11 protein-coding genes are annotated in these 13,296 nt (G+C 69.4%); 2 read left to right on the plus strand and 9 right to left on the minus strand.

Going from position 1 to position 13,296, the window contains the following annotated elements; genetic code table 11:
* Positions 1-162: 162 nt before the first annotated feature.
* From DB033_RS12535 to DB033_RS12570, 8 genes are all read right to left on the minus strand, one after another.
* Complete coding sequence (locus tag DB033_RS12535; protein ID WP_111766968.1) at positions 163-1,698, minus strand: aldehyde dehydrogenase family protein; 1,536 nt, start codon at positions 1,696-1,698, stop codon at positions 163-165.
* Positions 1,688-2,842, minus strand: a complete 1,155-nt coding sequence (locus DB033_RS12540; RefSeq protein ID WP_111766969.1) for an enolase C-terminal domain-like protein — start codon at positions 2,840-2,842, stop codon at positions 1,688-1,690. Before DB033_RS12540 ends, DB033_RS12535 begins: the two co-directional genes overlap by 11 nt.
* A complete protein-coding gene (locus DB033_RS12545) occupies positions 2,839-4,152 on the minus strand; it encodes a Gfo/Idh/MocA family protein (RefSeq protein WP_111766970.1) in 1,314 nt (437 codons plus the stop codon). Before DB033_RS12545 ends, DB033_RS12540 begins: the two co-directional genes overlap by 4 nt.
* On the minus strand, positions 4,149-5,651 hold the full coding sequence (locus tag DB033_RS12550) for a GH39 family glycosyl hydrolase (protein WP_157970657.1): 1,503 nt from the start codon (positions 5,649-5,651) through the stop codon (positions 4,149-4,151). Before DB033_RS12550 ends, DB033_RS12545 begins: the two co-directional genes overlap by 4 nt.
* A gap of 79 nt (positions 5,652-5,730) precedes the next feature.
* The gene (locus tag DB033_RS12555; RefSeq protein WP_157970658.1) at positions 5,731-7,071 is read right to left on the minus strand and encodes an ABC transporter substrate-binding protein; all 1,341 of its coding nucleotides are present in this window, start codon (positions 7,069-7,071) and stop codon (positions 5,731-5,733) included.
* 26 nt (positions 7,072-7,097) lie between these two features.
* A complete protein-coding gene (locus tag DB033_RS12560) occupies positions 7,098-8,030 on the minus strand; it encodes a carbohydrate ABC transporter permease (protein ID WP_111766973.1) in 933 nt (310 codons plus the stop codon).
* Positions 8,027-8,968: a carbohydrate ABC transporter permease gene (locus DB033_RS12565; RefSeq protein WP_111766974.1), complete on the minus strand. Its 942-nt coding sequence runs from the start codon at positions 8,966-8,968 to the stop codon at positions 8,027-8,029. Before DB033_RS12565 ends, DB033_RS12560 begins: the two co-directional genes overlap by 4 nt.
* Entirely contained in the window at positions 8,965-9,945 is a 981-nt protein-coding gene (locus DB033_RS12570) for a 5-dehydro-4-deoxyglucarate dehydratase (protein WP_338066264.1), read from the minus strand. Before DB033_RS12570 ends, DB033_RS12565 begins: the two co-directional genes overlap by 4 nt.
* Before the next feature lie 174 nt (positions 9,946-10,119).
* Here DB033_RS12570 and DB033_RS12575 point away from each other — a divergent pair, with 174 nt between their 5' ends.
* Together DB033_RS12575 and DB033_RS12580 are read left to right on the plus strand one after the other, a co-directional pair.
* A complete protein-coding gene (locus tag DB033_RS12575; RefSeq protein WP_111766975.1) occupies positions 10,120-10,887 on the plus strand; it encodes an IclR family transcriptional regulator in 768 nt (255 codons plus the stop codon).
* Between the two features lie 669 nt (positions 10,888-11,556).
* The gene (locus DB033_RS12580; RefSeq protein WP_157970659.1) at positions 11,557-12,030 is read left to right on the plus strand and encodes a type 2 periplasmic-binding domain-containing protein; all 474 of its coding nucleotides are present in this window, start codon (positions 11,557-11,559) and stop codon (positions 12,028-12,030) included.
* Positions 12,031-12,421: 391 nt separating this feature from the next.
* On the opposite strand, the gene DB033_RS20725 is transcribed toward DB033_RS12580, so the two are convergent.
* Positions 12,422-13,105: a hypothetical protein gene (locus DB033_RS20725; RefSeq protein ID WP_157970660.1), complete on the minus strand. Its 684-nt coding sequence runs from the start codon at positions 13,103-13,105 to the stop codon at positions 12,422-12,424.
* Positions 13,106-13,296 lie beyond the last annotated feature (191 nt).

Here is a 13,296-nt window from a genome sequence, read left to right on the forward strand (position 1 = left end):
CAGGGCCAGACGTCGAGCTGCGTGGTAGGCGTCGTCGTCGTGCGGGTGACGTCGCGACACGGCAGGTACCCAGCACGAGCATCAGTGTCGGAGAGCCGAGGTCACCACCCTGCGCCGACTCGTGTCCGTCACTCCCGGAAGCGGGTCCTGTCGAACACCGGCTCACTCGTCACTGGCGGATTCTGCAGGCAGTGGGTGCGTGGTGGCCAACACGCCGTCGACGCGGCGCGGGAGGTCCGTGCGGCCATCTCGTAGGAGCGGCGGCAGCATCGCTTCGGGGAGGTTCTGGTAGCAGACCGGGGTGAGGAAACGACGTATCGACGTCGGGCCGACCGAGGTGTGCAGGGATCCGGTGGTGGCCGGCCAGGGCCCGCCGTGGTGCATCGCCCAGGACACGGCGACGCCAGTGGGCCACCCGTTGAGGATGACGCGGCCACACCGTCTGCTGAGGCGGGCGGTCAGCCGGGTGGCCAAGGCGACATCACCGGCATCGGCGAGATCGGCGTGGATGGTGGCGGTCAACGAACCGGGCAGGACATCGACGAAGCGGTCCAGTGTCTCGCCGAGGGTGGCGGCATCCTTGTCGTCGTATTCGACGAGCAGCGCAGCCGGGCCGAAACGCTCACCGCTGTACGACACGGGGTCGGCCAGGAAGCGTGTGATCGCGACGGTGCCGAGCCAGGGGTTCACCGCGCCTTCGACGCTGAGTCCGTCGTGGACCACCTGGATCTCAGGGTCGGCCGACCAGCTGTCGACCCCGTCGCGGAATGCCCGGTCGATGCCGGGGGTGAGCATCGGACCCGGAGCTTCGCCGGAGAGGTGTTCACCGACCGCGGCGGCGACCGATTCCGCGTCCGGGACAGCGACGAGGCCGGGCTTGGTGCAGAACTGGCCGCGCCCCATGGTCAGTGACGCCGCGAACCCGGCAGCGACCGTGTCCGCCTGCCGGCGGGCAGCACCCGGTAGCACGATGACCGGGTTGACCGAACCGAGTTCACCGTAGAAGGGGATCGGTTCGTCCCGGTTGTCGGCCACTGCCAGCAGGAGTCGTCCGACGCGTTCGGAGCCGGTGAAGGAGCCGGCCCGGACCCGCGGGTGCGCCAGGACGTCGAGACCGGCCTGCTGACCGTCGAACCCGATGATGAGGTCCGCCGGTGCACCGGCGTCTTCGAGTGCGCGTCGCGCGACACGCAACGTCGCCTGGGACAGCTGCGGGTGCCCGGGATGGGTCTTCATCAGGACGGAGCATCCCGCGGCCCAGGCCGCTGCGGTGTCGCCGCCCAGGACGCTGAAGGCGAAGGGGAAGTTGCCCGCGGCGAAGACGACGACCGGCCCGACGGCGTGCAGCATCCTGCGGAGGTCCGGTGTCGGCGGGGTCGCGGTCGGGTCGGCGTGATCGATGGTGACCTCGAAGCAGGCGCCCTCGCGTGCGGCGGCGGCGAGCAGCCGGAGTTGACCCGAGGTGCGCGCGACCTCGCTGGAGAGCCTGGTGGCAGCCAGGTGGGTTTCCTGCTGGGCGAGGACGACGAGTTCACCACCGGCCGCGTCGAGGGCATCGGCGACGGCGGCCATCCACCGGGCCCTGTCGGCGGGCTCGCTCGCGGTTGCCAGGGCGAACGCCTGATCGCTGCGGCCCACCAGTTCGTCGATGGCCTGTGGTGCGGCGCCTCGGGACGGCCGTGTCAGGTCACTGGGCATGGAGGTTCACTGCTTCCTCGTCGATGGTGATTCCGAAGCCGGGCGCGGCCGACGGAGTGATCCAGCCGTTGTCGGGCGTGGGCGCACCCCGGACCACGGTGGGGGCGGTGTGCCACCCGGCGCCGGGGGCGGATCCGACGAACCATTCGGCGAGTTCGTCGGGGCACCGCGCGGCGACCAAGGGCAGGGAGAACGGGCCGGCACCCAGATGAGGGACGAGACGACAATGCTCGTCTCCCCCGGTGGTGGCCACCGGAGTGCGCTGGGCGAGGTCGGCCAACTGCAGTGCCGCGGTCAGTCCACCGCACCACATGACATCCGGCTGCCAGATCCTTACACCGGCGGCGGCGAGGGCGCTGAACTCGTGCGGGTGGACCAGGTGTTCGCCGCTGGCCACCGGCACCGCCCCCGAGTGTCCCGCTGCCGCGCTCATCCCGGGATGGTCCGGCGGAAGCGGCTCCTCGAGCCAGCGCAGTCCCACGTCCGCCATGACCGGAGCGACCGCGGCGATGAATTCCGGCGTCCATCCCATCCAGGCGTCGGCCATCAGCGCGAGATCCGGTCCTGCGTCGCCGCGTGCCCGGGTCAACCTGTCCTGGACGGCGGCGGCAGCACCGGGGCCGTCCCACGGCCCGTACGACATGCCGATCTTCACGGCGGTGAACCCGGCGGCGGCGAACTCGGCGACCCGATCACCGGTGGCGTACACCGGGATCGGCGCTGTGCCGCCGCCCAACCACTCCGTCACCGGGACACCCGCGGCGCGGCCACGGATGTCCCAGAGCGCGAGGTCGAGCGCGGAGCGCGCCATCGCCGCGAGACCACCGGTTCCGTAGGGGTAACAGGCACGACGGAGTCGGTCCCAGTGAGCCTCGACGTCGGTGGGGTCCGTCCCGACGAGGAGTGGGCCTAGGTGGGTGCGGATGAGCGCGGTCACGGCCTGACCACCATGCGTCATGCCCACGCCTCGTAGGCTGCCCGCGGCGACCTCGACGAGGACCTCACCCATCGACCCGTACCAGCTGGCACGCCGGTGTCGGTGCTGTGGCACGGCGTCCATCGGGGACGTGATGTCGGCACTGGCCAACACGGTGGGCACATTCAGCGCCACCACCCGGACGGCGTCGATCGGGGGCAGCGTCACGCCGACGCCCGCGTGGCGTCGGGCAGCGCGACGGCCCCGCCTCGTCGGCCGGCGAGCGTCACCGCTTCGACCACCGACATCGCCCGGAGACCGGTCACGCCGTCGACCTCGGGTGCACCGCCGGTACGCACGGCGTCGATGAAGTCGCCGAGTTCGATGGCGATCAGGGTGCCGTCGATCCGCGAGAAGTCGCCGATGCTCACCGTCGTCCGGGAATCGCCCCACAGCGCCGCCTCCAACGGAGTCAGTGCCCAGGGTCGCCCCCCGGGGGGATCGGCGAGTCCGGCGAGATCGAGGTCGTGGACCCGGTCCCCGTCCACGATCACCCGCGGCGTCAGGCCGGAGCGGTCCGGCGGCATCTCCAGGGATCCACGGGCACACCAGATGGTGCGTTCGGCGCGCCGTAGGCCGTGGGCCGCTTGGTGTTGCACCCACTGCCCGATGGCTCCGCTCCGGAAAGCCAGTAGCGCGGCGAGGACATCGTCGGCGTCGGCTTCCACGGTCTCCGGCAGCTCGGGTGTGAACCGGTCGTAGAACTCCGCCGACGCGACCGTCATGGTGCTCGATCGGCGACGAACCGGCTCGTCCAGCCTGGTGGTGCCGCCGAGGACGGTCTCCACCGGGCCCAGCAGGTACTCCAGGACATCGGCGTTGTGGACGGCCACGTCCAACAGCAGGCCGCCCGACTCCGCCCGGTGCCGCCAGGGCGTGAGCTGGATGGCGTCCGCACCGGTGAACACCTGGTCGAGGACGAACCGGGGTCGGCCGAGCCGCCCGGAGGCGAGGACGGCGCGCGCCCACCGGTTGACCGGCTCCCGCCGCACGTTCTCGGCCACCGCCAGTACCGTCCCGGTGGCCCGCGCCGCCGCGACGACCTCCCGGCCACGAGCGACATCGGTGGTCAACGGTTTCTCGACCAGCATCGCGATACCGGCGGCAGCCAGTTCGAGGCACGTGTCGGCGTGGGCAATCGTGGAGGATGCGACGACTGCACCGTCCACGTGCCCGAGAGCCCGGGCCTCCTGGATGGAGGCGGCCACCGAAGGACGTCGGCCGGTGGCCGTGGCGACGTCGTCGGCCAGTGCATGCGCGCGCTCGGGTGTCCGGTCCACCAGGCAGCTGAACCGGACGTCGTCGGGGCCGAGCCCGGGATGGCCGCTGGCGGCGAGGCGGGTCAGGCCGGCGACGTAGCGTCGGCCCATCCCGCCGCAGCCGATGAGCATCAGGGCGAAGGGGCGACCGGGGGACGAGCCCGCGGTGGCGCTGCCTCCGGCCGGCGGCGCGTCGTGTGGAGGGATGTGCCGAGTCATGGGGACGGGTCCGCCTCGATCTCCAGCAGCACCAACCCGTGCATGGGCACGGTCACCGTCAGGGTGCTGACGCCGGCGTTCGGCACGAGCGCGACCGGCTCCGGCTGCAACCTGCCGGATCGCCGGAGGTGCTCGACCTGGTCGGCGTCAGGCCACGCCGGACGGCCGAGTCGTTCCCAGGCCCGGTAGGTGTTGGCGTGGCCGGCGTCGAGTCGGTACAGCCGACCCGCTCCCCCCACAGGCAGGTGCACGGTGATCTCGGCGGCTCCTTCGGCCCACCAATGGTCATGGTGGTGGATCAGCAGGACCCGCACCGTGTCGCCGTCCCGGCCGGCGAGGACCGCGACGTCGGTTGCGGCGTCGTCGATCTCGACGGGAAGGCGGTCCGACCCGGACAGCGCTTCGAGCATGCGCAGCCCGTTGAGGATCGGCTTCTCCACGTCCTCGTTGTCGATGAGGGTCCGGTTGCCTTCGAACCACCGCTTGCCCTCCATGTAGAAGGCCCAGTGCGTGATCTGTTCCACCGGATCGAACCGGGTCTCCTGCAGGTCGTGGACGAGGCGGGCGACGAAGGACGGGTAGTGCTCGGAGTTGGTGACCGCGAAGGAGGGATTGTCGAACTCGCCGTAGACCGTGCCGACGGCCGGGTCGCACTCGTCGACCAGGACCGGCAGGTGCGCCAGTTCGGGATACGCCGCGATGACGGCCAGGTTGCGGCTGATGTCGTCGAGCATGACTGCGCGGGACGGTGTCTGCTTCGGAGGAGTCCCGAAGTGGTCGTAGACGCGGCGCGGGTCGTAGTGGGCACCCTTGGTGTGGAAGGACAGGAAGTCCGGCACGGTGTCGTGGTCGATGGCGTGGCGGCAGAATCTGGCGAGTTCGTCGGACCCGTGCGCGGTGGTGGCGGGGCCGCCGATCTGGCCGTCCGGAAGCACCTCCCGGAACGCCCGGCAGGTCACGTCCCACAGCCTGAGGTAGTCGTCCCAGGAGGCTTTCCAGTAGTTGGGGATGTCGGGCTCGTTCCACATCTCGAAGCGCCATCGCACGACGGCCTCCCGGCCGTACCGCTGAACGAAGTGCTGGGCCACCGCACGGATCAGGTCCGCCCACTCCCCCTCGTCGGCGGGCGGGTACTTCCAGTTGCCCAGTTCGTAGTCCTCGTAGCCGACGTCGACGCCGGGTTCGAAGCTGGCGCTGCGACTCTGCACCACCGAGAGGCCTCGGGGCATGAATCCCAGTTCGACCAGTGGGGTTCCGCCGGCGGCGGTGATCGCGTCGTAGGTGGTGTCGAGGATGTCCCACCGGTAGCGCACCGACCCGTCGGACAACCGGTGGAAGACGTCCCCGGCCCCCCAGGCCGGCGTCGACCAGCCGTTGCCGCTCGTCAGGGTGTTGTGCATGCGGATGCTGTAGCCACCGGGCAGCACCTCGGATCCCAGGAGATCGAGCAGCGCCGGGTCGCAGTCCAGTTCAGCTCGTCGTAGCCCACTCCGTGCCACAACCGGCGGATCGTGCCGGCGGCGGCGGCGCCGACCTGCACCTGCGCGGTCGTGCGCTGCTGCTCGTCGGTACCGGCGGTCACTGGGCCTGCCCCGCGATGACCTTGAGCTCGCCGTCGAGGATGGACAGGGCGCTGTCCACGGTCTGCGCTCCGGTGAAGACGTCGAGGACGGCCTTGCTGAACAGGCCCTTGCCTTCCGCCTCGCCCAGGTACGGCACGTTGCCGAACTCGGGGCCGCCGTAGCGGACCGCTGTGGCGAGCTGCTCGACCAGGACCTTGCGATGCGGGTCGGAGGAGAAGAAGGGGTCGGCGGCCAGTTCCTTGGTGACCGGCAGCGCGGCGCCGTTGGTGGCTTTGATGTAGTCGCCGTACCACTGGGCGTCGAACATGTAGGAGATCAACGCCTTGGCGTCGTCAGGCGACTGGGTGCCGGCGAACGCGAACAGCTCGAAGCCACCGAGGAACGACCGGGACACGTCGCCGGCCCTGGGTACCGGGGTCAGGACCGCGCCGATGTTGTCCCCCAGCGTCGGGTCGATGCTCTGCAGCGCCAGCAGCACCTCGCCGTTGGCCCAGTACATGGCTGCCTTCTTCTGCGCGAACAGCTGCGTGACATCGTTGTTCTTGTAGGTGGGGAACGCCTTGGGGATGGCGCCCGCATCGAACATGTCCTTCAACAACTGCAGGGCCTGCCTGTGCCCCGCGGTGTCGGCGGAGATCTGGCCCTGTGCGTCCAGCAGCGGAGCCCCGGCAGCGGTGGCCAGCGGGATGAGCAACTGACCGGGCTGGGGTCCTTCCGGTCCGAACAGGAACCCGAACTGGTCCTCACCCCGGGTGGTCGCCTGGGCGACGGCGAGCCATTCGTCCCACGTGGTGGGCGGCTCGACACCGGCCTGCTCGAGAAGGTCCTTGTGGTAGAACAACACCCGCGTCTCCAGGTACCACGGAACGCCGTACGTCTTGTCCTCGTAGACGACGAAGGCGTCCTTCTGCAGTTCGGAGTACCTGTCCTCGAGACCGGCGAAGACGTCGTCGATGGCCAGGAGGTTGCCGGCGGAGGCGAACCCCAGGCTCACATCCGGGCCCTGCTGACCGACGTCCGGGGGGTTGCCCGCGGCCAGCGCGGCCTGGGTCTTCTGCACCGACTCCTGGAACACCAGGAACTGCGGCGTGATGGTGGTGCCCCGCTCGGCGTCGAACGCGGCCAGCCGCTCGATGATCCGCGGCTGCCGGGCGCCGTTGTCCTGGGTTTCGCGGGTCCAGAACTCCAGCGCCTTGGTCCCGGCGGAGCCGCCGCCATCGCCCGCACTCGCCGGGGCGGTCCCGGTGGAGCAGGCGGCGAGGCCACCGGCGGCGGGCAGCGCAGCGAGGATCGACAGCGCCTTCAGGACCTGACGGCGGTTCATGTGCTGTGACACGGGGGCTCCTGAGGAGAAGGGCGGGGTCATCCTTTGACCCCGCCGGCGGCCAGCCCACCGACCAGGTGGCGCTGGAACAGCAGGAAGACGGCGACGATGGGAATCGTGGTCAGGGTCGCCATCGCGAAGAGACCGCTGTAGTCGGCCGTGAACTGTTCGATGAAGGACGCGAGGCCGGTTGAGAGAACCCGCTTGTCGCTGTCCTTGATGAGGATGAAAGCGAACAGGTACTCGTTCCAGGCACTGACCATCGCCAGCGTCGCAGCGGCGGCGATCCCGGGCTTCGCCAGCGGCAGCACGATCCGCACCAGGACGCCGAGGTGGGTGCACCCGTCGATGCGGGCGGCTTCGCCCAGCTCCTCGGGGATGGACAGGAAATAGCCCCGCAGGAACCACACGACGAATGGCAGGTTCGTGGTGCTGTACGCGAGGATCAGGCCCAGGTAGGAGTTCGTCAGGTTCAGATTGACGAGCACGACGAACAACGGGATGACCAGCAGGACCCCGGGGAACAACTGGACGATGAGCAGGGTCATCCCGAACGCGCGACGACCGACGAAGCGTAACCGGGCCAGCGCATAGGCTCCGGTGATCCCGAAGACGATGACCAATGCGGTCGTCACCGTGGACACCAACAGTGTGTTGAGGAACTGCTGTACGAAGGGCGCGGTCGGCGAGGTCAGGACCCGACCGAAGTTGCTCATCGTCCACGAGTCCGGCAGCAGGCTCGGATCGGTCGAGAACGCCTGCGGGGCAGGGGTCAGTGCGGTGCGGATCATCCACAGGAACGGGAACAGACACACCAGCACGGTGATGGTCAGCGTGATGAAGACCAGGACGGATTCCAGCGTCGATGGCGCGTTCACGTTGCGCCTGGGCCGGCGTCGCCGCCCGGTGGGTTCGGGGTCGCTCTCCTGGGTCACCAGGATCGCCTCGCCCGCGAGGAGAGGTCCGGTCATGTCTGTCGCAACTCCCGGTAGTAGGAGCGGAGGAAGGGCAGCGCGGCGAGAAGGATCACCGCGAACATGAACACCGCTGCCGCCGAGCCGTACCCGAGATCCCCCGCGTTGAAGGCGATGTTGTAGGTGGCCACGGGGATGACGTCGGTGGCCTTGGACGGTCCGCCCTGCGTCATGATCCAGGGGATCGGGAAGTAGTGGAACGCGTTGATCGCCGCGAGCAGGACCGCGATCGCCGACACCGGCCGCAACATGGGCAGGGTGATGGAGAAGAACTGCCGCCACTTCCCCGCCCCGTCGACGCTCGACGATTCGTACAGTTCTCTGGGGATGGCCTGCAGACCGGCCAGCAGCATGACGAACTGGAACGGGAAGCTCTTCCAGACCATGACGGCGATCAGTGACGTCAACGCCCACGTCTGGTCGAGCCACGTCGGGGGGTTGTCCACGCCGGCGTCGCCCAGGAGCGAGTTGATGATGCCGAACTGGTCGTTGTACATCCAGGCCCACACGAGCGCCGCGACGAACGCCGGCACCGCCCACGGCACGATGATCGCCGCGCGCACCACGCCCCGGGCACGCATCGGACGGTTCAGCAGCACAGCGAGAGCCAGACCGATGGACCAGGAGAAGAAGACCGACAGGCCGACGAACAACGCGGAGATCCACAGCGAGTGCCATACCGCGGGGTCCGACAGCAGGACGCGGTAGTTCTCGAATCCGATGAACTTCGGCGACGGGTTACGGAGTTTGTTGTCCTGCAACGAAATCTGCACGGCCTGGATCAGCGGGAAGATGCTGATGAGCACCACGGCGGCGGCGGTCGGGAGCACCAGGATCCACCCGATGCGCCGGTCGACGAAGTCGGCGACGCGGCTGGACCTGGGCAGGCCGGGACCCGTCGTGGCCGGCGGCTTCAGGGTGGTCGAACCGGTCATCGAACGGCCTCCGGTGTCGGACCTGACGGCGTGGTGGCCAACGCCTCCCGGCCCGCCTCGATGATCTGCTGCAGGCGCTCGAGGTGTCCGGGCGTGGGGTCCATCAACGGTTCGCGCACGTTACCGAAAGCAGGATCGGTCAGTTGCAGTGCAGCCTTGACCAAGGCGACGGCGTACCCGGGCACTTCGTCGCGGAGGCGGCCGAGCGGCCGGTAGAAGCCGTCCAGCAGGTGCTGCAGCCGCTCGGTGTTCCCGTCGGCGAGGGCGTCCTTGTAGGCGACGGCCATCTCGGGGAAGAATGCGAAGACGGCCGAGGAGTAGCTGCGGACCCCGAGTTCGCGGAATTCAATCTGGTTCAGCTCTGCCGTGGGGAGCCCGTTGCAGAACACCCACTGGTCCCCCAACGCTTGCACGAGGTCTCGGATCTGGTCGAGGTCACCCAGTCCGTCCTTGAGGCCGACGATCGTCGGCGTCTCCGCGAGACGCAGGCAGGTGTCCCGATCCAGTCGCACCTGATTGCGCTGATAGACGATGACCGGCAGGTCGGTCGTCTCGGCGATCCGACGGTAGTACTCGAGCCAGCCGCTCTGGGGCGCTTCGTTGAGGTACGGCGGCAGGACGAGCAGTCCGGATGCACCGGCGTCCTCGGCGGCCAGGGCCTGCGCTCGGGCGACACCGAGCCCACCCCCGATTCCGGCGAAGACCGGTACGTCGCCGCAACTCTCGGCGGCGGTGCGCACGACTTCGCGGTGTTCGGTCATGCCCAGCGAGGCCAGCTCCCCCGTGCCGCAGGCGGCGAACACCGCCGGCGGCCCGTACGGCAACCGTTCTCGCAGATGGGAGGCGAACACGTCGTGGTCGACCGCGCCGTCGGAACGGAACGGGGTCACGGGGAAGAAGAGCATCTCACGCACCCCTGCCGTCGCGAGGTCGGCATCGGCGGGGATGGGTGGAAGAAACCTGGACGTCGTCGTCACGGTGCTCCTAGTTCACAAATGTGAACACTAGTTCTTGTGGATGGACCATAAGTTAGACCAGGAGTCCGGCCACTGCAAGCAGTTCGCGCTCTGAACTGGTTGTTCTCGGACGGGCGCCCCGATGCATCCGGTGCTATGTTCACATTCGTGAACCACTGAGCGGAATGGGGCAGCATGGCGAATCCGGTCACAGCCACGACGGCGAGTTCAGCGGTCAAATCGGCCGACCGCGCGATGACGGTGGTCGAGCTCGTCGCCGACGCTCCGGACGGCGTCACCTTCACCCAGATCCAGCAGGCGCTGGCGCTGCCCAAGAGCAGCCTGCACGCCCTGCTGTCGACCCTGGTCGGCCGTGACTGGTTGGAACTGAGCGCGAGAGGCGTGTACAGCATCGGGCACCGGCTGCGAACCCTGAGCACCTCCGGTGATCACAACGACTCGGTGATCGATGCAGCTGTGGACCTGTTGGAACAGGCAAGGGATCAGCTCGGCGAGACGGTGCACCTGGCCACCCTGACCGGAACGGACATCCTCTACCTCGCGTCCCGCTACTCCCGTCAGGCACTGGGCGTGCGATTCCACTCCGGCCGGCGCCTGCCGCTGCACGCGACCGGACTGGGGAAGGCGATCCTGTCCACGTTGGATCCGGCTGAGGTGCCCGCGCACCTGCCGGAGACGTTGGCGCCGCTCACACCGAACACCATCACCGACCCTCAGCACCTGACTGACGAGTTGATCCGCGTCCGGGAGCAGGGCTATGCGGTCGATCTGGAAGAGGGCACGCCGGGTCTGTGCTGCGTCGCCGTCCCGTTCCTCGCCCACGGCCGCCATTACGCGATCAGCTGCTCCAAACCCAGTGCACGGTGGAGCTCCGGTGAAGAGGTCACCACAGCGTCACTGCTCAACGAGGTGACCCGCACCATCCTGCGGCGGCTGCGCTGACGCACACCACCGCCTCGCAACGGCCACCGCTCGACGTCGACACGACGTCCGGGTCCACGTCACCCATCTGCACGGCTCTGCCGGCACAGGGGTGGCTCGACCGTGGCGCGCTCCGGTCCGCCGCGAGGGATCCCACGTCCGGTCCCGACGGTGGGCTCCGCCGGACACGGCGATTCCGCCACCGCCGGGAGACCCCTTCAGCGTCCACCGGTTCGGCTGCCCGCGGCGGCGCCGGACAGCGGGACGGACGGGCGACCCTGGAGCGGTGACGGGCGCGAACTGGCGGTCTCCGGTAACGCCGCCGGTCGGGATCCGCCGGATGGCAGCGCCCGCCGGTGCCGCCCGGCCACCCACGGTCCGAGCGACGACCCGTCCCCGACCAGCGCTCGGACGGGAACGGGTGGGGCACATCACCTGCCACCACCGGGTTCGTGAGACACGGTCGGCCGGAATCGCTTCGACGTGGTGCGAGAAGGGAATACCGACAGGGTGCGAGCGAACCGATTCGGCATCCGCTGGTGGATGGCAGTGGGAGCGGCCGTGGCCGTCGTCGTCTCCGGATGCGCCGACCCGGCGCCTCCCGAGCCCCCCACCGTCACCGGCATCCCCCTCTCGTGGGTGCAACGCACGAGCCAGGGGTGGCCGGACTCGGACGGGCATGAAGCGTCGATGCCCGTGCTCCAGAGCGGATCCTGCCTCCTGGCCGACACTCCCCCCGAGCTGCTGGGCCGCACCGCCGACGTCACCGACGTCGGTTGGGGCCCGTTCGGCGACGACGACGCCGACGACACCAGCTACCGGTACGTCTGCGACTTCTGGGCCGACGGCGACTACGCCGGACAACTCCAACTGATCAAGGCCGACAGCGCCGCCCAGGCGCAGCGCACCGTCGACGACTTCCTGGACCGACCCAGCACCACGCAACAGGACAACTCCGTCCAGACGCTCCGGTCGGGCGAGCTGGACGTCCACGTGCTCAGCCGCTGGTACCCCACGAATCCCCAGGGCCTGTACCAGGCGATGTACTTCGACCCGGCCGCCCTCGCCGTCGTCGTCCTCGAGGTCAACTCACTCGACGAATCCCGGTACGCACAGACCTCGCCCCAGCAGATCGCCGACGCGCTGGTGTCCACCTTCGCCTGAGCGGCCACCGACACCGCCGGAAGCCAACACCCGCTCCGAGCGGGATCTGGGGCGGGAGGCCGTTCCGCGGCCACCACCGCCCCGACCTTCGTTGCCGCAGCGGAACTCTCACGGTCGGGCGGCGACCGTCCTCACTCCGGTGCAGTCGCCACTGCCGACTCGCCGGCGGGCCGATGGTGATCGGTGCTGTCCCTCGCCGCCGACCGGCGACCGGACCGCGCCGAGGACGACAACGCCGTCGACCGTCGAGCCCACGGAGCGCGCCGGACACCGGTGACCGGACGGGCCGCCGAGCCGTCAGGAGCCGACACGACCGGCGGGTCGACGCGGCGATGCCCGCATCCGTGCCGTCCGGGCCTCGCCGGCGGTGCCGCAGCCGGCCCTCGTCCGGTCAGCTGGTACCGAGGGCCGTGGTGAGCTGGTCGGCGAAATCGACGAGGGCGACCAGAGGGGTGTCGCCGCCGTCGGCGGATGCGTTGATGACGCCGTCGGCGGTCTTGAGGTAGCAGGTCAGGTTGGTCTCGACCGAGGTCGACCCGCAGACTCCGGCACCCACGTTGGTCCGGCTGTTGGTGACGTTGCTGGCGATGCCGTCGTAGTCCGAGCCGGCCAGGAAGCTCAGGGTGATCGCGCTGTCCCCGCTGGTGTAGGTGGAGTACTCCCCCCCGCCGGCAGCCTTGACCCACGTTCCCACTTCGGCCGGCAGGTTCGTGGCCGCACCGGCCTTGATGACCCCGCCGCTTCCCGAGATCGTCGACTCCGTTCCCGGAGCTGACGTCGCCACGGACGAACTGTCCGCCGTCACGCTGGAACTGCTGGAACTGCTGGAACTGCTGGAGGTGCTGGAGACCGACGTGGAGCTGGTCTGCGACTCCGGGGAGGAGGTGACGGTGGACGCCGGAGAGGAGCTCGACGGCACCGACGCCGTGGTCTGGGTCGACACCGACGACGCGGAGCTGATTGCACCGGCCGTGGTCGTCGCGGCCGGTTCGGAGCTCCCGCAACCGGTCACGAACACAGCCGCGGCGGCGATGGTGGTGATGAACACGGACTTCGATGCATCGATGCACTTCATGGTGGCGATGGTAGCGGTCGGCCGACCCCGGTGGGCCCGATTCCGGACCCGGATCCGGGAGATGCACGGCGCCGGCGGTAAAAGGGACTGCCGCACCACGCATTCACCGCATCAGCGAGGCCGTCGCCCGGGCCGGTCGATGCGTCGCCGGCGCGTGACCACGTCGCCGGAGCCGCTCCGGGGCCGCTCGT

The organism is Nakamurella deserti (genome assembly GCF_003260015.1).
Classification (GTDB): Bacteria; Actinomycetota; Actinomycetes; order Mycobacteriales; family Nakamurellaceae; genus Nakamurella; species Nakamurella deserti.